The organism is Microbacterium sp. WCS2018Hpa-9, from assembly GCF_031843745.1.
GTDB lineage: Bacteria > Actinomycetota > Actinomycetes > Actinomycetales > Microbacteriaceae > Microbacterium.
In genome coordinates this window covers 141,766-162,259 of record NZ_JAVTIY010000002.1, presented here as the reverse complement: position 1 = coordinate 162,259, position 20,494 = coordinate 141,766, and the positions used below count along the sequence as shown (strand labels likewise).

Annotated in this window: 19 protein-coding genes; 10 read left to right on the top strand and 9 right to left on the bottom strand. The window is 68.5% G+C overall.

What is annotated here, in order from left to right:
• Positions 1-104: 104 nt before the first annotated feature.
• A complete protein-coding gene (locus RQG82_RS04540; protein WP_311257946.1) occupies positions 105-2,666 on the top strand; it encodes a rhamnogalacturonan lyase in 2,562 nt (853 codons plus the stop codon).
• Positions 2,667-2,778: 112 nt separating this feature from the next.
• Here RQG82_RS04540 and RQG82_RS04535 read toward each other — a convergent pair whose 3' ends face one another.
• Positions 2,779-4,068 carry an Nramp family divalent metal transporter gene (locus tag RQG82_RS04535; protein WP_311257945.1) on the bottom strand — a complete coding sequence of 430 codons (1,290 nt, stop codon included), beginning with the start codon at positions 4,066-4,068 and terminating at the stop codon, positions 2,779-2,781.
• Between the two features lie 70 nt (positions 4,069-4,138).
• Here RQG82_RS04535 and RQG82_RS04530 point away from each other — a divergent pair, with 70 nt between their 5' ends.
• Together RQG82_RS04530 and RQG82_RS04525 are read left to right on the top strand one after the other, a co-directional pair.
• On the top strand, positions 4,139-4,798 hold the full coding sequence (locus RQG82_RS04530) for a TrmH family RNA methyltransferase (RefSeq protein WP_311257944.1): 660 nt from the start codon (positions 4,139-4,141) through the stop codon (positions 4,796-4,798).
• 71 nt (positions 4,799-4,869) lie between these two features.
• The gene (locus tag RQG82_RS04525) at positions 4,870-5,337 is read left to right on the top strand and encodes a VOC family protein (protein WP_311257943.1); all 468 of its coding nucleotides are present in this window, start codon (positions 4,870-4,872) and stop codon (positions 5,335-5,337) included.
• A gap of 12 nt (positions 5,338-5,349) precedes the next feature.
• Here the strand turns inward: RQG82_RS04525 and RQG82_RS04520 are convergent, their stop codons facing one another.
• Positions 5,350-5,541 carry a hypothetical protein gene (locus RQG82_RS04520; protein ID WP_311257942.1) on the bottom strand — a complete coding sequence of 64 codons (192 nt, stop codon included), beginning with the start codon at positions 5,539-5,541 and terminating at the stop codon, positions 5,350-5,352.
• Between the two features lie 128 nt (positions 5,542-5,669).
• Entirely contained in the window at positions 5,670-6,989 is a 1,320-nt protein-coding gene (locus tag RQG82_RS04515; protein WP_311257941.1) for an MATE family efflux transporter, read from the bottom strand.
• 113 nt (positions 6,990-7,102) lie between these two features.
• On the opposite strand from RQG82_RS04515, the gene RQG82_RS04510 reads away from it, so the two are divergent.
• The 4 genes from RQG82_RS04510 to RQG82_RS04495 all read left to right on the top strand — a co-directional run bounded on the left by RQG82_RS04510 (position 7,103) and on the right by RQG82_RS04495 (position 11,225).
• On the top strand, positions 7,103-7,663 hold the full coding sequence (locus RQG82_RS04510; RefSeq protein ID WP_311257940.1) for a DUF1992 domain-containing protein: 561 nt from the start codon (positions 7,103-7,105) through the stop codon (positions 7,661-7,663).
• Between the two features lie 64 nt (positions 7,664-7,727).
• Entirely contained in the window at positions 7,728-9,692 is a 1,965-nt protein-coding gene (locus RQG82_RS04505; protein WP_311257939.1) for a M13-type metalloendopeptidase, read from the top strand.
• Positions 9,693-9,871: 179 nt separating this feature from the next.
• Positions 9,872-10,795 (top strand): serine hydrolase, encoded by a 924-nt coding sequence (locus tag RQG82_RS04500; RefSeq protein WP_311257938.1) that lies wholly within the window; start codon positions 9,872-9,874, stop codon positions 10,793-10,795.
• 34 nt (positions 10,796-10,829) lie between these two features.
• Positions 10,830-11,225 (top strand): hypothetical protein, encoded by a 396-nt coding sequence (locus tag RQG82_RS04495; protein WP_311257937.1) that lies wholly within the window; start codon positions 10,830-10,832, stop codon positions 11,223-11,225.
• 18 nt (positions 11,226-11,243) lie between these two features.
• Here RQG82_RS04495 and RQG82_RS04490 read toward each other — a convergent pair whose 3' ends face one another.
• Both RQG82_RS04490 and RQG82_RS04485 read right to left on the bottom strand, forming a co-directional pair.
• Positions 11,244-12,686, bottom strand: coding sequence for an MFS transporter (locus RQG82_RS04490; RefSeq protein WP_311257936.1), 1,443 nt, complete (start codon positions 12,684-12,686; stop codon positions 11,244-11,246).
• A 57-nt stretch (positions 12,687-12,743) separates the two neighbouring features.
• A complete protein-coding gene (locus tag RQG82_RS04485) occupies positions 12,744-14,207 on the bottom strand; it encodes a peptide MFS transporter (RefSeq protein WP_311257935.1) in 1,464 nt (487 codons plus the stop codon).
• A 92-nt stretch (positions 14,208-14,299) separates the two neighbouring features.
• Here RQG82_RS04485 and RQG82_RS04480 point away from each other — a divergent pair, with 92 nt between their 5' ends.
• Complete coding sequence (locus tag RQG82_RS04480; protein ID WP_311257934.1) at positions 14,300-14,989, top strand: GNAT family N-acetyltransferase; 690 nt, start codon at positions 14,300-14,302, stop codon at positions 14,987-14,989.
• 104 nt (positions 14,990-15,093) lie between these two features.
• A complete protein-coding gene (locus RQG82_RS04475; RefSeq protein WP_042541298.1) occupies positions 15,094-16,479 on the top strand; it encodes a glycine--tRNA ligase in 1,386 nt (461 codons plus the stop codon).
• A 57-nt stretch (positions 16,480-16,536) separates the two neighbouring features.
• Here RQG82_RS04475 and RQG82_RS04470 read toward each other — a convergent pair whose 3' ends face one another.
• The 4 genes from RQG82_RS04470 to RQG82_RS04455 all read right to left on the bottom strand — a co-directional run bounded on the left by RQG82_RS04470 (position 16,537) and on the right by RQG82_RS04455 (position 19,409).
• A complete protein-coding gene (locus tag RQG82_RS04470; RefSeq protein ID WP_311257933.1) occupies positions 16,537-16,962 on the bottom strand; it encodes a DUF1801 domain-containing protein in 426 nt (141 codons plus the stop codon).
• Positions 16,959-17,531, bottom strand: coding sequence for an HhH-GPD-type base excision DNA repair protein (locus RQG82_RS04465; protein ID WP_311257932.1), 573 nt, complete (start codon positions 17,529-17,531; stop codon positions 16,959-16,961). Before RQG82_RS04465 ends, RQG82_RS04470 begins: the two co-directional genes overlap by 4 nt.
• A gap of 36 nt (positions 17,532-17,567) precedes the next feature.
• Positions 17,568-17,951 carry a hypothetical protein gene (locus RQG82_RS04460; RefSeq protein ID WP_311257931.1) on the bottom strand — a complete coding sequence of 128 codons (384 nt, stop codon included), beginning with the start codon at positions 17,949-17,951 and terminating at the stop codon, positions 17,568-17,570.
• A gap of 150 nt (positions 17,952-18,101) precedes the next feature.
• Entirely contained in the window at positions 18,102-19,409 is a 1,308-nt protein-coding gene (locus RQG82_RS04455; RefSeq protein WP_311257930.1) for a glutamyl-tRNA reductase, read from the bottom strand.
• 61 nt (positions 19,410-19,470) lie between these two features.
• Here RQG82_RS04455 and hemE point away from each other — a divergent pair, with 61 nt between their 5' ends.
• The gene (gene hemE, locus RQG82_RS04450) at positions 19,471-20,493 is read left to right on the top strand and encodes a uroporphyrinogen decarboxylase (protein WP_311257929.1); all 1,023 of its coding nucleotides are present in this window, start codon (positions 19,471-19,473) and stop codon (positions 20,491-20,493) included.
• Position 20,494 lies beyond the last annotated feature (1 nt).

Genomic DNA, 20,494 nt, shown 5'->3' with positions numbered 1-20,494 from the left:
ATCGAGCCGGATTCCTTGACTGGACACGAGCCCTGCGGGTAGCTTCGACGGGCACGGGAAAACGCTATCCGAGCGGGCTGCATGCCCAGAGAAGGATTTCGACGATGAATATCCGACACCGATCGTTCCGCGCCGCCGTGGCGGTGGCCGCCGCCGGCTGCCTCCTCGTGGGAGGCGCGCAGACTGCGACCGCCGCCTCACCCACAGCACCCGCGGCCGGCCGCCATGACTCCGGGCCGAAGACTCCGCAGCTCGAAGCCCTCGACCGCGGTCTCGTCGCCGTCTCGACCGCCGACGGAGTCTTCCTCAGCTGGAGACTGCTCGCCACCGAGGCGAGCGGCGCGACCGACACCGGGCTCGCGGGCCCCGACTTCGCCGTCTACCGCGACGGCACGAAGATCGCCACGGTCACCGACAGCACGAACTACGCGGATGCCGACGGCGCGGCCACATCACAGTACTCCGTCGTGCCGGTGGTGAACGGCGTCGAGCTGACAGCATCCGCCTCGGCATCCGTCTCTGCGTGGGCCGAGGGGCATTACGACCTTCCGCTGCAGAAGCCCGCAGACGGCGTGACGCCGAAGGGCGAGGCGTACACGTACTCGGCCAACGACGTGTCGGTCGGCGATGTCGACGGCGACGGGCAGTACGAGTACGTCGTCAAATGGGATCCCTCGAACTCGAAGGACGTCTCGCAGCGCGGCTACACGGGCCCCGTCTACCTCGACACCTACGAGCTCGACGGCACGCTGCTGAACCGCCTCGATCTCGGGGTGAACATCCGCGCGGGTGCGCACTACACGCAGTTCCTCGTCTACGACTTCGACGGCGACGGACGCTCCGAGACGATGCTGAAGACGGCCCCTGGCACCAAGTCAGTCCAGTACTCCTCCGACGGCACCGTCGCGAGCGAGTCGTACATCACGCTGCCGAAAGCCGACCGCAAGGCGGGGTACTCGAACGACGACGACTACCGCCTCAGCGCCGCGGACTACGAGCAGCACCTCGTCGAGATGTTCCTCGGATGGAGTGAACGAGAGGAGGTCGTGTCGGGTCAGTGGCCGGCCACTCTCGAAGAGGCGTGGGGCATGCCCATCACGCACGAGTATCCGCTCTCGCAGGAGTCTGCGCAGGAGCTCGCCACCACCTTCATCGACGTCTACGCACCCAGCCGCAGCGCTCGCAACCTGCTGCGCGAGTTCGAGGGCTTCATCATCGATGGGCCCGAGTACCTGACGGTGTTCGACAGCGCCACGGGCGAGGAGCTGCAGACCATCCCGTATCCGACCGAGCGCGGCGACGACGGCCTGCTGTGGGGCGACTACGCGATGTCGCGCATCGAACCGGGCAACCGCGTCGACCGCTTCCTCGCCGGTGTCGGCTACCTCGACGGCCAGCATCCGTCAGCGGTCTTCGCTCGCGGCTACTACACCCGCACGACCGTCGCCGCCTTCGACTGGGACGGCAAGCGGCTGACGCAGCGCTGGGATGTCGACAGTGGACACGTGCCCATGACCAATCCGTTCAACGACTCCCCGCACGGCCGGGACGGCACCGACCCCGAGTTCGGCACCATCACGACGCAGGGCGATCACTCGCTGAGCTTCGCCGACGTCGATGGCGACGGCAGGCAGGAGCTGGTCTACGGCTCTGCGACGATCGACGATGACGGCAGCCTGCTCTACAGCTCGTTCGATGTGCTGCCCGCGGGCAGTGCCGACCCGGGTGCCACCGTGCGTCTCGGGCACGGAGACGCGATGCACGTGACCGACATCGATCCGAGCCGCCCTGGTGTGGAGATCTGGACAGCCCATGAGGGTGCGACCAGCGCACCCTACGGGTCTGTGATGCGTGACGCCGCGACGGGAGAGTCGCTGTTCGGCGCCTACTCCGGTCGAGACACGGGTCGGGCGATGATCGGCGACGTGCGCCCGGACGTGCCGGGCATCGAGGTGTGGTCGAGCATGCCCGGCGGCACCGAGGGCAGCGGTCTGCTGAGCGCCGCGGGCGAGGTGCTGCAGGCACAGACACCCGGCACGAACATGTCGATCCGCTGGGCGGGCGACCTGACGACGCAGCTGGTCAACGGCAGCGGCGACCAGACGCCTACGATCGACGACTGGACGCGGGGCACCGTGCTCACGGCGGTCGACACTCGCACGAACAACGGCACGAAGGGCAACCCCTCGCTCGTCGCCGACGTGCTGGGCGACTGGCGCGAGGAGCTTCTGGTGCGCACGGCGGACTCGAGCGCATTGCGGTTCTTCACCACGACGGAACCCACTGCGCACAAGCTCACGACTCTCATGCACGACGTGCAGTACCGGGTCGAGACCGCGCGTCAGCAGACGACCTACAACCAGCCGGCGTACACCTCGTTCTATCTCGCGAGTGACCTCGACTGGTCGCAGGTGCCGGTGCTGACCACCCCGACGGAGCCGAAGACGCCGAAGTTCACGGACAAGCCGGGCACCTCGCGCGACGAGGTCAAGGTGCCGACGAACATCATCGGCATCAGCTACTACGTGAACGGCGAGAAGGTCGAGTCCCGCAACGGCAAGGTGCGGGTCACCGGTGAGGTGACCGTGGTGGCTGTGCCCGACGCCGGCTACCGCATCGCCGACGGTGCGACCTCGCAGTGGACGGAGAACCTCCGCTCGCGCTGACCGCCGCGGTGACAGGACGCCGCCCCGAGCCGACTCTTCCCGTGCCGGCTCGGGGCGGTTCTGTGCGTCCTTGCGTGTGTTCTCGTGTGCGTCTGCCTGAGGGGGTGCGGTGTCAGGCCCCCGTCAGCACCAGCCAGAGCAGAGCGCCGTTGAGGGCGATGAGCAGGACGGACGCGATGATGCCGGCCGCCGTCGTCCACACGCGGTTCGCCCAGACGCCGAGCGTGCGGCGCTGAGCCGTGAGCGCGATGAGCGGGATCAGGGCGAACGGGATGCCGAACGAGAGCACCACCTGGCTGAGCACGAGGGCCAGCGTCGGATCGAAGCCGATGCCGAGGATCACGAGCGCGGGGATCAGCGTCACCAGTCGACGCGCGAGCAGCGGGATGCGCACGTGCAGCAGTCCGTGCATGATCTCTGCCCCGGCGTAGGCGCCCACCGACGTCGAGGCGAGACCGGAGGCCAGCAGTCCGACGGCGAAGAACGTCGCGACGACGGGGCCGAGCCCGGCGGCCAGCGCGGCGTGCGCTCCCTCGAGCGAGTCGGTGCCCGCGACGCCGGCCAGGTTGGCGGCGGCGAGCAGCAGGATGCCGAGGTTCACCGTGCCGGCGATCACCATCGCGATCGAGACGTCCCAGCGGGTCGCGGTGAGAAGGCGACGGATGCGCGAGGTCTCGGTGCGCGCGGCCTCGACCGGTGCGTCGGTCGTGGCCGAGCCGAAGCGGTCTCGGGTGAGCGACGAGTGCGCGTAGATCGCATGGGGCATGATCGTGGCCCCGAGGATCGATGCGGCGAGCAGCACCGATCCGGTGTCCTCGAAGCGGGGCACGAGGCCGCCGACGATGCTCGCGGCATCCGGCGGCGCGACGAAGAGACCCGCGATGAAACCCACGGTGATGATCACCATGAGCGCGATGATCACGAACTCGAAGGGGCGGGGTCCGCGGCGGCTCTGCACCGCGAGCAGGACCATCGACACGGCCCCGGTGATGATCCCGCCGAGCAGCAGCGGGATGTCGAACAGCAGGTAGAGCGCGACGGCGCCGCCGATGACCTCGGCCAGATCGGTCGCCATCGCGACGAGCTCGGCCTGCAGCCAGTACGCGCGTCGTGCCCACGGGTTCTTCAGGCGTTCTCCCAGCACTTCGGGGAGGCTCTGGCCGGTGACGACGCCGAGCTTGGCCGACAGGTACTGGATCAGCCACGCCATGATGTTGCCGGCGACCACGACCCACACGAGCAGATACCCGTACTGGGCGCCCGCGGTCATGTTGCTCGCGACGTTGCCCGGATCGAGATAGGCGACGCCGGCCACCAGCGCGGGTCCGAGAAGCCAGAGGCTGCGGGGCGCGGTGGCGCGAGCGGTCGGCGCCGACGTCGCGAGCGCGGAATTTTTAGGCATGCCGAAACCTTAGCGGACTTTTCGGCGCACCTAAATATGTTGTGCGGTGCGCGGCGGATAGCCTGGCGGAATGGAAGAGCAGGCGCCCGCGGATGCGGCGGAGACAGGCGGATCGTCGACGCAGCCCGGTTACGGTGTGGGCCCTTGGCCCGGCAGCGAGGTGGAATGGCCCGCCGGAGAGCAGTACGACCCGGAGCTGCTGGCCGTCGGCGACACGCGCAACGTGATCGACCGCTACCGCTACTGGCGGATGGACGCGATCGTCGCCGACCTCGACACCAAGCGACATCCGTTCCATGTGGCCATCGAGAACTGGCAGCACGACATGAACATCGGCTCGATCGTGCGCAGCGCGAACGCGTTCCTCGCCGACACCGTGCACATCATCGGGCGGCGCCGCTGGAACAAACGGGGCGCCATGGTCACCGACCGCTACCAGCACGTCGTGCACCACGAAGACGTCGAGACCTTCACCGCCTGGGCCGCGGCAGAGGGGCTGCCGATCATCGCGGTCGACAACGTCGACGGCGCAGTGCCGGTCGACCGCGCCGACCTGCCGCAGAGCTGCGTGCTGCTGTTCGGCCAGGAGGGGCCAGGGCTCTCGGATGCCGCGCTCGCCGCAGCATCCGCCCATGTCGAGATCACGCAGTACGGCTCGACGCGATCGATCAACGCGAGCGCCGCCGCCGCCGTGATCATGTACGAGTGGTGTCGGAGATACGCCGCCTGACGTCGTGCACGGACCCTCTCGACACGGCCCCTGCTCGGGCGTAGCGTGAGTGCCGATCTGAGGAGGTCGACATGGCAGCGATCAGTCCCATCCGCCCGTTCCTCTGGTTCGACGGGCGTGCGCGGGAGGCGATGGACTATTACGTCTCGGTGTTCCCGAACTCGTCGATCGACCAGGTGGTGCTCTACCCCGACGAATCGCTCGATCGACATTTCGAGGGCATGAGCGGCAAGGTGCTCAACGGCGACTTCACGCTGAACGGCACGCCGTTCGGGTGCCTCGACGGCGGTCCTGAGTTCGCGTTCAACGAGTCGATCTCGTTCGTGATCGGCTGCGAGGACCAGGCCGAGATCGACCACTACTGGCGGGCGCTCTCGGCCGTGCCGGAGGCAGAGGCGTGCGGCTGGTGCAAGGACAGGTTCGGGGTCAGCTGGCAGGTCGTGCCCGCAGGCCTCGATCTGCTTCAGCAGAGGCCGGAGCAGATCCAAGCGCTCATGCACATGAAGAAGATCGTGATCGCCGAGCTCGAGAACGCCTGATCGCCTGGCACGTCAGTCCCGGTCGATGCCGAACGTGTTCCGGTAGAGCGCGGTGACGTCGCGGTCGAGCGTGTCGATCCTGTGATGGACGCTCCGGATCTCCGTCTTCACGACATGGACGAAGAGCGTCGACACGACCGTGATCATGCCGAACATCGAGGCGGCGAAGACGCCGATCAGCACCCACACCTGAGGCTCGTTCATTGTCAGCACCCTCCGATTCTCGACCGACTCGGACGAGAATGCCACGGCCGGAGTGCCCCGATTCGCGAGATTCCGGCATGCGTTGATAACTCTCGCCGCAGCGGATCCGTGCAGGAAGGGCCGTGGCGTCAGGCCCCGGCAGCGACCCAGCGTCCTGAGCGCACGCGCCAGCCGAGGGTGAGCAGCCGTGCGAGCAGATACACGCCGAAGAACGCGACGGAGAGCCAGATGAGACCTGCGGCCGCGTCGACGCCCGTCGCGGCGATGATCCAGAGCGCCGGGAGGAAGGGCAGGAGGTTCAGCCCGCCCGCGATCGCGAGATAGCGCGCGTCGTTCGCACCCATCAGCACCCCGTCCAGCACGAAGACGACACCGGCGATCGGCTGAGCCACGGCGAGGATGAGGAGCGCCGGCTGCACGAGTGCGGCGATCGACGGATCGCCCGTGAACACGATGCCGAGCACGCCCGAGAGCGCCGCGATGAGCGCGCCGACCACGACGCCGAACCACACCCCCCAGGCGACCGTGCGTCTGAGCACGCGGTGCACCTGCCGTTCGTCACCTGCCCCGAGCTCTTTGCCGATCAGAGCCTGGGCCGCGATCGCGAGAGCATCGAGAGCGAACGCGGCCGCCGAGAAGATCGTGAAGACGATCTGCCACCCGGCGAGCTCTTCGGTGCCGATGCCCGTGGCGACGGCGACGGTGGCCAGCAGGGCGGCCCGCAGGCTCACCGTGCGCAGGAACAGCCAGCCGCCCGAGCGTGCGGTGCTGCCCATGCCCGCTCGCTGCGCCATCAGCGACGCATCGTGCGTCGCCGCGAGACGCCGGATCACCAGCACGTACGCGCCGACCATGCCCCACTGGGCGACGACCGTGCCGGCCGCCGATCCGGCGATGCCCCAGCCCAGGCCGTAGATGAACACCACGTTGAGCAGCGCGTTGGCGCCGAAGCCGATGCCGGCGATCCACAGGGGCGTCATGGTGTCCTGCATCCCGCGCAGCAGTCCGGTCGCGGCGAACACGATGAGCATCGCCGGAAGCCCCCACATCGAGACGACCAGATAGGCGTTGGCATCGGCGGCCACGGCGTCGCTCGCACCGAACAGCGACACCAGCCACGGGGATGCCACGGCCCCGGCCGCGGCGAGCACGGCTCCGATCGCCAGCGCCAGCCACATGCCGTTGATGCCGACCGAGACGGCCTCTCCCGGCCTGCCGGCGCCGAACAGCCTGGCGACGGCCGGGGTCGTCGAGTAGGCGAGGAAGACCATGAGCCCGACGATCGTCTGCAGCACCGCACCCGCGATGCCGAGGCCGGCGAGCGGCGTCGTGCCGAGGTGCCCGACCAGCGCGGCGTCGACGATGAGGAACGCGGGCTCTGCGATCAGGGCGCCGAGGGCGGGGACGGCGAGGTGCAGGATCTCGCGGTTGAGAGTGCGCTCGGTCATCCTCCGAGCCTATGGGCTGGCGTCGACCTGACAGAGTCCAGCACGCCCGCGCTTCGCCCGTCCGATCTCGTGCAGTCGTACCCTGGAGGAACCCTGATGCCGAGGAGGTGCCCATGACGGATCCACGAGAGGCCGCGGCGCGGTACCGCGCGCGTCAGCAGAGCGAGGGCGAGGGCGAGGGTGACGCCGAACACGGCACGGCCCCCGGCATCGCCGCAGCCACCGACCGAGCCGCCTTCATCGAGACGGCGATCCAGGTCGCGATCCGCAGGGGCGACTTCGACGATCTTCCCGGGGCGGGCAAGCCGCTCGAGGGTCTCGGCACCCACCACGACCCCGACTGGTGGATCCGGCGCAAGATCGAGCAGGAGAACCTCACGGGTCTCGGCCCGCCCGCCATCCTGCTGCGGACCGAGAACCGAGAGCTCGACGGCCAGCTCGATCTGCTCGGTCGCGAGGCCGACGTGCGGGCGGTGCTCGAGGACTTCAACCGTCGGGTGATCGAGGCTCGACGTCAGCTGCAGGGCGGCCCGCCCGTCGTGACGGATCCTCGCGACATCGATGCCGAGGTGGCTGCGTGGGCCGAGCGTCGCGCGGCGCGCCTGGCCGCCCGGCCGACGCAGGAGCCGATTCCGCCCCGCAGGCGCCGCTTCGGCATCCGTCGCCGAGGCTGAGGTCATCGGGGAGCGCCAGCCCCGATCCTGCCCGAATGTCGGAGCGACGCCTAGGCTGGTCGGCATGACCGACGTGCTTCCCTCTGGCCTTGAGACCTCCGAGTTCAGCTCCGACATCCGCCCGCAGGACGACCTGTACCGCCATGTCAACGGCGCGTGGCTCGCCCGCACCGAGATCCCCGGCGACAAGGCGCGCTGGGGCTCGTTCCATCTGCTCGCAGAGCAGGCCGAGAAAGACGTCAGGGCGATCATCGAGGAGTCGCAGGATGCCGAGCCCGGCACCCTCGCCCGCAAGATCGGCGATCTGTTCGCGAGCTTCATGGACACCGAGCGCATCGCCGCGGCCGGCGTCGCGCCGCTCGCCGAGACTCTCGCCGAGATCGAGGCGATCGATGACATCCCCGCATTCCTGCGCACGGTCGGCACCTACGACCGCGACGGTCGGGCGCACCTGATCGGGTTCTACGTCGACGGCGACCCCGGAAACCCCGAGCGCTACCTTCCGGTGATCGTGCAGTCCGGCCTGTCGCTGCCCGACGAGAGCTACTTCAGACTCGACACCTTCACCGAGACGCGGGCGGCCTACCGCGCGCACCTCGAGCGGCTGCTGGCGCTCGCTGGCATCGCGGATGCCGCTGGCGCCGCCGACCGCTCGATCGCTCTCGAGACCGAGCTCGCGGGCCACCACTGGGACAACGTGCGCAGCCGCGACGCCGTCGCCACCTACAACCTCAAGTCGTGGGCCGAGATCCAGGAGCTCGCCGGTGTCGACCTCGAGCCGTGGCGCGACTCCGTGGCGCCGGGGAACCCCGAGGCCTTCGCCGAGGTGGTCGTCTCGCAGCCGAGCTTCCTCGAAGGGCTCGGATCCCTGCTCACCCCCGAGCGCCTCGACGACTGGAAGGCCTGGCTGCGCGCGCAGGTCGTGCACGCCGCGGCTCCGTATCTGACCGACGACTTCGTGCAGGAGAACTTCTCGTTCTACGGCACCGAGCTCACCGGCGTCCCCTCGATCCGCGAGCGCTGGAAGCGGGGCGTCTCGGTGACCGAAGGCGCGCTGAGCGAGGCGATCGGCAAGGTCTACGTCGAGCGGCACTACCCGCCGACGGCGAAGGCGGCGATGGACGAGCTCGTCGCGAACCTCATCGAGGCCTACCGGCAGAGCATCACCGACCTCGAGTGGATGACCGCCGAGACCCGCGAGCGAGCGCTCGCCAAGCTCGACTCGTTCACGCCGAAGATCGGGCACCCCGCCGTCTGGCGCGACTACTCGAGCCTCGAGATCGACCGCGCCGACCTGTTCGGCAACGTGCGGCGCGCGGCGATCTTCGAGCACGACCGCAACGTCGCGAAGGTCGGCAAGCCGATCGACCGAGACGAGTGGCACATGCCGCCGCAGATGGTCAACGCGTACTACAACCCTTCGATGAACGAGATCGTGTTCCCGGCGGCGATCCTGCAGTACCCGTTCTTCGATGCATCGCGCGACGCGGCTGCGAACTACGGCGGCATCGGCGCGGTCATCGGCCATGAGATCGGTCACGGATTCGACGACCAGGGCAGCCGCTACGACGGCGACGGCAAGCTCGAGGACTGGTGGACGGATGCGGATCGCACGGCCTTCGAACAGCGCACCAAGGCCCTGATCGCGCAGTACGACGCACTCGTGCCGGAGGGCCTCGACGCCGAGCACCACGTGAACGGCGCCCTCACGATCGGCGAGAACATCGGCGACCTTGGCGGCCTCGGCATCGCGCTCAAGGCGTACGAGATCGCGCTCGACGGCGAGGAGGCCCCGGTCATCGACGGCTACACGGGCGTGCAGCGCCTGCTTCTGTCATGGGCGCAGGTCTGGCAGCAGAAGAGCCGCGACGCCGAGACGCTGCGACTGCTCACGATCGACCCGCACTCGCCGAACGAGTTCCGCTGCAACCAGATCGTCCGCAACATCGACGCCTTCTACGAGGCGTTCGACGTCGCCGAATCCGACGCGCTGTGGCTGCCGCAGGGCTCGCGAGTGACGATCTGGTGAGTCGTTCGGCCTAGCCGATCGGGTCTCGACGGGTGCCCTGCTGTCTCCTGCATGACGATCTGATGACCGTATACCGGAGTATGTAGGGCATCCTCACCTGACGGGGTTACGATATCGGTGCTGCGGAGGATGGACACCGCAGCATCCCGCCAATCCAACCCCCCTATTAAGGATCACGCGTGGGTGCTTCCGAGCCTGCCGACGGCCTGCCACTGGCCTCGCTGCGCCGCTCTCAGCGGCCCAGCCGACGCTTGCCGCGTCGCGCGGCGACGGGGCGTCGGTCGTTCACCTCGACGCTGCGGGCGCTCGAACAGCTCGCCGACGCGGGGGCCCAGGTATCGGTGCATGTCGTCGATCTCGACAGTCACGCGCACGTCCTCTCGGGTGATGACCATGTGACCATGCCGGTCGCGGGGCTCGGCGTCGTACCGCTGCTGATCGAGGTGGCGGCAGCGTTCGAGGCCGGCACCCTCGACCCGCTCGAGATCGTCGAGCGCACCGCCGTCGACCCCGTGTCGACCTCGGGTCTCTGGCGACACCTTCATGCGCCCGCGCTGCCGCTCGAAGACCTCGCCGTGCTCGCGGCGACGGCCGGTGACCCGATCGCGGTCAACGCCCTGCTGCAGCGGGTCGGCCACGATCGCGTGCGTGAACGCATCGAGGCTCTCGGCCTCCGCCGCACGGCCCTTCTCGATCGATTCCGCGACGAACGGGGCCCTGACGACGCGCCCCAGGTCGCCGTGGGCTCCGCGCGCGAGTTCGCAGGGCTTTTCTCGGCACTCGTGAACTCACAAGTGGTGGGTGCTTCGGTGAGTGCTCAGGTGGCCGAGTGGCTCAGCCTGAACCAGGACCTGAGTCTGGTGGCCTCGTCGACGGGCCTCGATCCGTTCGCGCACGACCACGACGCCCACGGTCTGCTGTTCATCAACAAGACCGGTCGCGATCGCGGTGTGCGGGCAGAGGCGGGAGTCCTCGCCGGGCCCCGCGCAGGGGTCGCCTACTCGTTGATCGTCTGCTTCGACGACCTGTCGATCACGCACCGGCTGCGTGCACACGATGCCTTCCGCGTCCTGGGGGTCGAGCTCATGGAGTACACGCACTAGCTCCGGCCGATCCCGTCGCGGCTAGCCTGGAGGCATGCCCCGCACAGACTGGACGCCGCATCGCCGCGATGACGGCGAGCTGCTCGGCTGGATCCACCCCGAGGGCGACGAGTGGGTCGCCGTCGACGTGCTCGGACGCGCCGCGTCCGAGCCGACCGAGTGGCTCGATGCCGAGGCTGCACTCGAGGAGCGGGGCATCTCGTGGCTCGCTGACCCGTGGATGCTCGACGGCGAAGCCGGAGGTCCGCTGCGCGTCCGCATCCTCGAGGTCACGCCGGACGATGACCGTGCATCGGGACGGATCGTCGTGAAGATCGACGACTTCGGCGACATCACCCGCCCGCTCACGCAGCAGTACGTGCTCGCCTGGCCGGCCCCCGATCGGCTTCGTCCGCCGTCGCCGACGGACCCCGACCCGCGGGTGTTCTGACCCGAACTCAGGCGGGGGTCACCCGGGCAGAGAGGGATGCGGCTCGGCCGAACGCTGTCGGGGAATGAACAGCGACAGGACGAGGGCGACGATGCCGGCCGCGATCGCCAGCCAGAAGCACAGATCGAAAGCCGCCCTCGTGGGCACCGAGACTCCACCGACGTCGATGCTCATGGCGGCGAGCACGCCGCCCATCACGGCGGAGGCACTCGATGTGCCGACCGAGCGGAAGAGCGCGTTCAACCCGTTCGACGCGCCCGTCTCGTTCGCGGGCACCGATCGCATGATGATCATCGGCATGGCGGCGAATGTGAATCCGATGCCGACGCCGATCAGCAGGTTGCCGACGAGGATGTGCCAGACCTCGCTCGACCACAGCAGCACGAACACGTAGGCGAGCACGATCGCGCCGGCGCCGACGGTGAACAGCGGGCGAGGGCCGACGGTGCGCTCGAGCCAGCCCGAGAGTGGCGAGATCACCATCATCACCAGACCCGCCGGCATGATCACGAGTGCGGCTGAGACCATGTCGAGTCCGAAGCCCGCACCCGAGGCGGCAGGCCCCTCGAGCAGTTGCGGGAACGTGACGTTCGACGCGAACAGCGCGAAGCCCATGCCGATCGCGGCGATGTTGGTGAAGAGCACAGCGGGGCGGGCGGCGACACGCAGATCGAGCAGCGGATCCTTGGTGCGCAGCTGATACCAGCCCCAGACCAGCAGCACGCCGACGCCGCCGATGATGCACGTGAGCGTGAGTGGAGCCGTCCAGCCCCACTCCGCGCCGCGCGACACGAACAGCAGGATGCCGGTGAGACCGATCGCGAGTCCGATCGCGCCGATCACGTCGAGGCGCCCGGGGAACCGCAGCACGTCTTCGGGGATCACGAGCAGCACGAGGGCGAGGCCGACGACGCCGAGAGCGGCGGCGAGCCAGAACAGCCAGTGCCAGTCGGCGTTCACCGCCAGCAGGGCGGCCACCGGCATCCCGATCGCACCACCCACGCCCATCGTGGCGCTCATCAGGGCGACGGCCGTGCCCAGGCGTTCGGGCGGCAGCACGTCGCGCATGATGGCGATGCCCAGCGGCACCACGCCGGTCACCGCGCCCTGCAGCGCGCGCCCGATGATCACGCCGACTATCGAGCCCGAGAGGGCCGCGATCAGCGAGCCGAGGATCAGCAGCCCGAGCAGCACGATCACGACGCGGCGCTTGCCGTACATGTCGCCGAGCCGGCCCGAGATCGGGGTGGCGACCGCAGCGACGAGCAGCGTGATCGTGACGACCCAGGTGGTGTCTTCGCGCGATGCGTTCAGCAGGCGAGGGAGCTCGGCCTGCAGAGGCACGACGAGCGTGAACATGAACGACGAGCAGAGCCCGGCGAAGGCGAGCACCGCGACGATCGCCCACTTCGGTGATGTTCGGGAGAGTCTTCTGCGCGCGCGATCATCGTTCTCTCCCATCGCTTCAGGCTATCGGCGTCTGAGACCCCCGAGGCGCGAGCCCGCGTGATGCGATCGTCAGCTCACGCCCTTCATCAGTCGCAGCACCGGCTTGACGGCGAAGAGAAGGCCGAGCCCGACCACGATCGCGATGGCGCCGAGGATCGAGAAGTACGGCACCTCGTTCGTCGGGTCGTAGAACCGCACGACCCAACCCGAGATCGCCGTGCCCAGCGCGATCGACAGGAAGAACAGCGCCACCATCTGGGTGTGGAACACCTTCGGGGCGAGCTTCGTGGTCACCGACAGGCCCACGGGCGAGATCAGCAGCTCGGCGATCGTGAACACGAACAGGATGCCGACGATCGCGATCAGCGGGGTGGAGTTGGCGCCCCCGCCCGCGAACGGGAGGAAGAGCAGGAAGGCGGCGCCCATGATGATCGCGCCCAGGGCGAACTTCACCGGAGTCGACGGCTGACGGCGGCCGAGGCGCGTCCAGATCGCGGCGAAGACGCCGGACAGGATGATGATGAACACCGGATTGATCGACTGCACCCACGAGACGGGCATCTCGAATCCGAAGATGTTGCGATCGAGGCGCTCGTCGGAGTAGACCGTGAGCACGGTGAACTGCTGCTGGTAGAGCGACCAGAAGGCGACGCTCGTGACGAAGAGCGGCAGGAATCCCCATACGCGCGACCGCTCGGTGCCGTCGATCCGGCGGCTGCTGAGGATGACCGCGAAGTAGGCCACCGTCGCGACGATCGTTCCGATGATCACGATGGACGCCAGGTTGTCGGCCCTGATCACTCCGATGAGCACCAGCGCCGCGATGAGTGCGACCGCTGCGACCGCGATGATCGCGACGAGCGGATACCGCGACGACGGCAGCGGGTTCGGCACACGTCGCGCCTCGTCGGGCAGCGCCTTGCGGCCGAACGAGTACTGCACGAGTCCGAGCGTCATGCCGATCGCGGCGAGTCCGAATCCGTAGTGGAATCCGAGGGACGACTGCAGGATGCCGGTGAGGATCGGACCCAGGAAGGCGCCGAGGTTGATGCCGAGGTAGAACAGCGAGAATCCGGCATCCCGACGGGTGTCGTCTGCGCTGTAGAGGGTGCCGACGACCGAGGTCGCATTCGCCTTGAGGCCGCCCGAGCCGAGCGCGACGAGAACGAGGCCGACCCCGACGCCGATGAACCCGGGAAGAAGGGCGAGGGCGATGTGTCCTGCGACGATCACGATCGCGCTCAGGAACAGCACCCGTTCCGAGCCAAGCATCCGGTCGGCGATCCAGGCACCGAGGATCGTCGAGAGGTAGACCGACCCGCCGTAGGCACCGACGATCCCGCCGGCGACGGCCTGCGAGAGGCCGAGGCCTCCCTCGGTGACCGAGAAGTACAAGTAGATGAGCAGGATGCCCTGCATGCCGTAGAAGCTGAACCGCTCCCACATCTCGACGCCGAAGATGTGGACGAGTGCCCAGGGCTGCCCGAAGAACCGTGTGTCGGACTTCTCGGCCGTCGTATCGCTGGTTGCCATTCCTCCACGGTACGCCGGGTCGCGGCGTGGTTCCCAGCCCTCTCGCACGTGTTCGATTCCGATATCTGCGACCGGAGGGGCAGACTGGGGGCGTGCGAACCATCCGTGATCTGGACACCGTTGAACTCATCATCGCCGCGCAGGGCCTGCTCGACTCCATCCGCGGCCCCGAGCGTGTGATCGACGCGGGCACTCTGCGAGCGCTGCAGCAGTCGGGCAACTACGTCGTCGGACTCTTCGACGCCGAGGACGGCGAAGAGCGGATGGTGGGTGCCTCGATCGCCTTCTTCGGCGCCCCCGGACGCCGGGCGATGCACTCGCACATCACGGCGTTGCTGCCCGAGTACCGCGGACGCGGCTGGGGACGAGAGCTCAAGGAGCACCAGCGCCAATGGGCGTTCTCGCGGGACGTCGGTCGCATCACGTGGACGTTCGACCCGCTCGTCGCCCGGAATGCGCACTTCTTCCTCACGGTTCTCGGTGCCCGCGTGACCGGGTACTCGGTGAACCGCTACGGCATCTTCGGAGGAGGCGATGCCGGAGACGAGAGCGACCGGCTCGACGTCGAATGGGCGCTCGCCGACATCGCCAAGTCGCCGGCATCCGATGCGGTCGTCGAGACGCTGGAGATCCCGTCGGACATCGAGACGATCCGCGTCGAGGACCCGGATGCCGCGCACGAATGGCGCACCCGTCTGCGCGCGCAGATGGAAGGCCTGCTGAGCAGCGGCCTGACGCTCTCGGGGTTCGATGTCGACAAGGGCTACCTCTTCACGGCCTGACGGCTCGGCCCCGACCTGGCCAGGGTCCTGACGCGAACCGGTCGCGGATAAGATTGACGTGCCCGTGATCACGGGCTTTCCCGCAGCCGACCATTGGAGCCACCGTGGCCGAACAGTCCCGTCTAGACAAGGTCATCGCCCTTGCCCGCCACCGCGGGTTCGTCTTCCAGGCGGGTGAGATCTACGGCGGTTCGCGGTCCGCGTGGGACTACGGGCCCCTCGGCACGGAGCTCAAGGAGAACATCCGCCGCCAGTGGTGGCAGACGTTCGTGCGGGGCCGCGGCGACATGGTGGGCCTCGACTCCAGCATCATCCTGCCCAAGCGCGTGTGGGAGGCGTCGGGTCACGTCGCCACCTTCACCGATCCGCTGGTCGAGTGCCTGAGCTGTCACAAGCGCTTCCGCGCCGACACCCTGATCGAGGACTTCGAGGCGCGCAAGGGCCGCAAGGCAGAGAACGGCCTCGCCGACGTGCCGTGCCCCAACTGCGGCACGAAGGGCCAGTACACCGAGCCGAAGTCGTTCTCGGGTCTCGTCAAGACGTACCTCGGTGTCGTCGACGACGAGTCGGGCCTGTACTTCCTCCGCCCCGAGACGGCGCAGGGCATCTTCGTGAACTTCTCGAACGTGCTCACGGCCAGCCGCAAGAAGCCGCCTTTCGGCATCGGCCAGGTCGGCAAGGCGTTCCGCAACGAGATCACCCCCGGCAACTTCATCTTCCGCACGCGTGAGTTCGAGCAGATGGAGATCGAGTTCTTCACCCCGCCGGCCGACGCGCAGCAGTGGTTCGAGCACTGGGTCGAGGCATGCTGGAACTGGTTCATCGATCTCGGGATCGACCCCGAGAACATGCGCCAGTTCGACGTGCCCGAAGACGACCGCGCGCACTACTCCGCAGGCACCATCGACGTCGAGTACCGCTTCGGCTTCACGGGCAAGGAGTGGGGCGAGCTCATGGGTGTCGCCAACCGCACCGACTACGACCTGTCGAGTCACAGCGAGGCATCGGGCCAGAGCCTGACGTACTTCGACCAGGCCACGGGCGACCGCTACACGCCGTACGTGATCGAGCCGTCGTTCGGGCTCACGCGCGCCATGATGGCGTTCCTCGTCGACGCGTACCGCGAAGAGGAGGTGCCGAACGCCAAGGGCGGCACCGACGTGCGCACCGTGCTCAAGCTCGACCCTCGTCTGGCTCCGGTCAAGGCGGCCGTGCTGCCGCTGAGCCGCAACGAGCGACTGTCGCCGCTCGCTCGTGAGGTCGCCGACACGCTGCGCAGCTCGTGGGCTGTCGACTTCGACGACGCGGGTGCCATCGGCCGCCGGTACCGCCGACAGGACGAGATCGGCACGCCTTTCTGCGTCACGATCGACTTCGACTCGCTCGACGACCGTGCCGTCACCGTGCGCGACCGCGACACGATGGCGCAGGAGCGCGTCTCGATCGACGAACTGCACCAGTACCTCGCAGAGCGCCTCAAGGGCGCCTGACGCCCGGGAGATCCGAACGAGAGGCCCGCTGTCCGAGAGGACGGCGGGCCTCTCGCGTCAGCCGGTGACGGTGAGCTGCACCTGATCGGTGCCGCCCGCCTCGACCCAGGCCAGCGATCGCTCGAGGATGCCGCGCAGCACGTCGAGGTCGACCTTCTCGAGATCCTTGATGTAGAGGCATCCGACGCCGGTGCTGTGCGGGCCGAGCTTCTCGAGCGCCTCGGAGTGAGCGTCGAGGCCGTCGAACAGGTAGATCGTCGTCGCCGCCTTGCGCGGGGCGAAGCCGAGGAGTCCGCTGTCGCCCTCGGTGCCGGTCGGATACCGGTAGTGGCAGCTGCCGAATCCGATGATCGTGCCCCAGGTCTGAGGATCGCGGCCCGTGATCTCCTGCATGAGGGCGGTCAGCGTCTCGGCATCCCGACGACGGACCGCCGGAGTGGAGCGCGCGATGAGTCCGGCGACGTCATCGCCGGTGGGCTTCATGTCGTCGCCTTCGCCGCGGCCTTCATGGCCTTCTTGTGTTCGCGCACCTTGGTGAGCGATTCGGGCGAGACGATGTCGGCGACGCTGCGGTACGAACCCTCGATGCCGTAGTCGCCCGCGGCCTCGCGCCATCCTGCGCCGGTGAACCCGTACTGCTTGCCGAGCAGAGCCAGGAAGATCTTCGCCTTCTGCTCGCCGAAGCCGGGCAGAGCCTTGAGGCGCTTGAGCACCTCGGCGCCCGACGGGTCGCCTTCGGTCCAGAGCGCCGAGGCGTCTCCGCCCCACTGATCGACGAGCTCCTGGCAGAGCGTCTGCACGCGCGCCGCCATCGAGCCGGGGAATCGATGCACGGCCGGGGTCGTCTTGAACGCCTCGAGGAACTCATCAGGGTCCATGCGGGCGATCGTGGTGGCGTCGGCCGCGCCGGTGCGCTGCTCGATCTTGAGCGGTCCGGCGAAGGCCGTCTCCATCGGCACCTGCTGATCGAGCAGCATCCCGACCAGAAGCGCGAGCGGGTTGTCGGTGAGCAGTGCGTCGGCGGCGGTGTCTCCGGTGATGTGAAGGGCCATACCTCCAGTCTGGCACCCCCGATCGCGGCAGTGGAGTCAGATGCGCTGCAGCTTCGGAAGCGGGCCCTCGAGCCGCGCGATCGACACCCGGACGTCGGCGATGTCGGCCTTGAGTTCGGTCTTGAGGTCGGCGATGTCGGCCTTGAGTTCGGTCTTGACGTCGGCGATCTCGGTCCTGAGTTCGGCCTTGACGTCAGCGATGTCGCCTTTGAGTTCCGTGCGGAGTTCGGCGATGTCACCTTTGAGCTCGACCCGGAGATCGGTGATCTGCGTCTCGACTTTCGTGAACCGCTCATCGATCCTGTCGAACCGGACGTCCAGCCCTCTGGCCTGCCGTGCGAGCATTCGGGAGACGCCGCCGAGCACGGTGGCGGTGACGCCGAAGAGGGCGATGGCGATGCCGATCAGGTTCGGATCCACGAGCATCCTCCCAGTCTGCGCACGGGGATGGGCTTTGTCATGGTTCGACGATATGAAGCACGGGCGGTGCGTGCGGGCGTCCGAGGCGAGATCCCCGGAGCCGGGTGAGAGATCTCCGCGGAGACCGATCGTGCAGAAAGGGTGAGGCCCTCAGGCGGTCGCGGCGTCGTCTGCGTCGGACGCCTGCGCGGGCTCGATCGGCTCGATACCGTACATCGTCGAGAGCGCGGCGGCGAAGTCGTCTGCGCGGCCGGTGGCGGCGAGCTCGTGCGCGCGAGTGGTCGGCACGTGCAGCAGCACACCGGTCAGGTGGCGCAGGGCCTGCTCGACCTTGCCGTCATCGTCGCCCCGGGCGCGCGCTCGCGCGATCTCGGACTCGAGCAGCGCGAACATGTGCGACCGCAGCGCCACGACCGATGGGGTGACGCTCTGTCGGCTGCCGACGATGTGGAACGTGTCTGCTGCTTCGCGCACGACGGTGCGTGCGGCATCCGTCGCCTGCAGCTCCTCGAGCGGTGCGTGCAGGCTGATGGTCTCGAGGTCGAGCAGAGCGACGCCTTCGAGCGCGGCGACAGCGGGGTCGACGTTGCGCGGCATGCCGAGGTCGACGACCATCTGGTTGTGTGACGCGACGGGGCAGCCTTCGGGGGCGATGCCGGTCGGAGCCTGCAGGTGCTCGGGGGTGAGCACGGGAGCGGCCGCGTTCGTGCAGGTGATCAGCAGGCTCGATCGCGAGGCGACGCGCGCGTAGTCCTCTGCAGAGACCGCACGGATGCCGTGCTTCGCTGCGAACTTCTCTGCGCGACCCGAGGGTGAGTACACCGAGATGTTGACGGCTCCTCGCTCGCGCAGCGTCGCGAGGGTGACTGCCGCATAGGCGCCGGTGCCGACGAGCAGCACGCGCTCGGCCGACCAGTCGATGATGCGGCTGTCGGCGAGCTCGAGAGCGAGGCGCACGAGTGAACGGCCGGCGCGACCGAGTGCCGTGACGTTCTTGACCTTGCGCTGTGCCTGGCTGGCCCGCTGGAAGAGGCGCTCGAGCTCGGGGGAGGTGGTGCCCTCCTTGCGTGCGGCCTTCAGTGCTCGGCGCACCTGGCCAGCGATCTCGCCTTCGCCCGAGACGACGGACTCGAGACCGGATGCGACGGAGAAGAGATGCTCTGCGACGCGGCGACCGGAGTGCACCTCGTAGGCGCCGTCGAGTTCGGAGGCGCGGATGCCGGTCGACGACTCGACGGCTTCGAGCACCGCCTCGACGCCGATCGCGCCTGCAGCCGTGACGGGCTCGTCCATCTCGACGTAGGCCTCGAAACGGTTGCAGGTAGCGAGAACGACCGCACCCTGCACGCAGGACGCCATGTCCACAACCGTGGAGGCGACGTCATCGGGGGTGCGGCTCAGGCGTTCGAGCAATTCGAAGGGGGCGGTCTTGTGACTCGCCGTGACAACCAGCAGCACCTTTCGATTCTACCTGAGGCTTCATGCAGGTCGGCCCAGGGGCGGGTGGGAGGATGGATGCATGCCCCTCTCCGACGCTCCGCTGCTGCGCGCCCTCACCGGCCCCCGACCCGAGCATGCCCCCGTGTGGTTCATGCGACAGGCCGGCCGGTCGCTGCCCGAGTACCGCGAGCTGCGGGTCGGAACACGGATGCTGGACGCCTGCCTCACGCCCGATCTCGCCGCCGAGATCACGCTGCAGCCGGTGCGACGCCACGGGGTCGATGCCGCGGTGTTCTTCAGCGACATCGTGATCCCGCTGCGCCTGGCCGGCGTGGAGGTCGAGATCGAAGCCGGCCGCGGGCCGGTGTTCGCGAACCCCGTGCGCACCGCGTCTGACGTCGATCGCATCACCGCGATCGATCCCCTCTCGCTCGACGGCACCGCGATCGCCGAAGCTGTGGGCATCGTCACCGCAGAGCTCGGCGACACCCCGCTGATCGGCTTCGCCGGAGCACCTTTCACGCTGGCCGCATACCTCGTCGAGGGCGGCCCCTCGAAGGAGCACCTGCGTGCCCGCGCCATGATGCACGCCGACCCCGACTCGTGGAACCGTCTCGCCGGGTGGCTGGCGCAGGTCTCACGCCGGTTCCTCGAGATCCAGCGCGACGCCGGAGCATCCGTCGTGCAGCTGTTCGACTCGTGGGCGGGATCCCTGAGCACGGCCGACTACCGCGCCTTCGTCGCCCCCCACTCCCGGGTGGCGCTCGACGGCGTCGGCGTGCCCAGCATCCACTTCGGCGTGGGCACCGGCCCTTTCCTCGATGACATGCGTCTCGGGGGCATCGCCGACGGCGTCGGCGTCGACTGGCGGCTGCCGCTCGATGAGGCCGCCGCGATCCTCGGCCCCGATGTCTCGGTGCAGGGCAACATAGACCCGGCGCTGCTCTCGGCGCCGTGGCCGGTGCTCGAGGCGCACGTGCGCGACGTGGTCGAGCGGGGGCGCGCGGCCAGGGGGCACATCGTCAACCTCGGACACGGCGTTCCGCCCGAGACGGATCCCGATCAGCTCACCCGCATCGTCGAGCTGGTGCACTCGATCTGAG

Bases quoted from the DNA above. Each gene is read 5' to 3' on its own strand.
- RQG82_RS04495 (WP_311257937.1), top strand. From the start codon at position 10,830: ATGCCCCGCACAGACTGGACGCCGCATCGCCGCGATGACGGCGAGCTG.
- RQG82_RS04465 (WP_311257932.1), bottom strand. From the start codon at position 17,531: ATGGCCCTTCACATCACCGGAGACACCGCCGCCGACGCACTGCTCACC.
- RQG82_RS04505 (WP_311257939.1), top strand. From the start codon at position 7,728: ATGACCGACGTGCTTCCCTCTGGCCTTGAGACCTCCGAGTTCAGCTCC.
- RQG82_RS04490 (WP_311257936.1), bottom strand. From the start codon at position 12,686: ATGGGAGAGAACGATGATCGCGCGCGCAGAAGACTCTCCCGAACATCA.
- RQG82_RS04510 (WP_311257940.1), top strand. From the start codon at position 7,103: ATGACGGATCCACGAGAGGCCGCGGCGCGGTACCGCGCGCGTCAGCAG.
- RQG82_RS04535 (WP_311257945.1), bottom strand. From the start codon at position 4,068: ATGCCTAAAAATTCCGCGCTCGCGACGTCGGCGCCGACCGCTCGCGCC.
- RQG82_RS04525 (WP_311257943.1), top strand. From the start codon at position 4,870: ATGGCAGCGATCAGTCCCATCCGCCCGTTCCTCTGGTTCGACGGGCGT.
- RQG82_RS04485 (WP_311257935.1), bottom strand. From the start codon at position 14,207: ATGGCAACCAGCGATACGACGGCCGAGAAGTCCGACACACGGTTCTTC.
- RQG82_RS04520 (WP_311257942.1), bottom strand. From the start codon at position 5,541: ATGAACGAGCCTCAGGTGTGGGTGCTGATCGGCGTCTTCGCCGCCTCG.
- RQG82_RS04470 (WP_311257933.1), bottom strand. From the start codon at position 16,962: ATGAAGCCCACCGGCGATGACGTCGCCGGACTCATCGCGCGCTCCACT.
- hemE (WP_311257929.1), top strand. From the start codon at position 19,471: ATGCCCCTCTCCGACGCTCCGCTGCTGCGCGCCCTCACCGGCCCCCGA.
- RQG82_RS04540 (WP_311257946.1), top strand. From the start codon at position 105: ATGAATATCCGACACCGATCGTTCCGCGCCGCCGTGGCGGTGGCCGCC.
- RQG82_RS04530 (WP_311257944.1), top strand. From the start codon at position 4,139: ATGGAAGAGCAGGCGCCCGCGGATGCGGCGGAGACAGGCGGATCGTCG.
- RQG82_RS04515 (WP_311257941.1), bottom strand. From the start codon at position 6,989: ATGACCGAGCGCACTCTCAACCGCGAGATCCTGCACCTCGCCGTCCCC.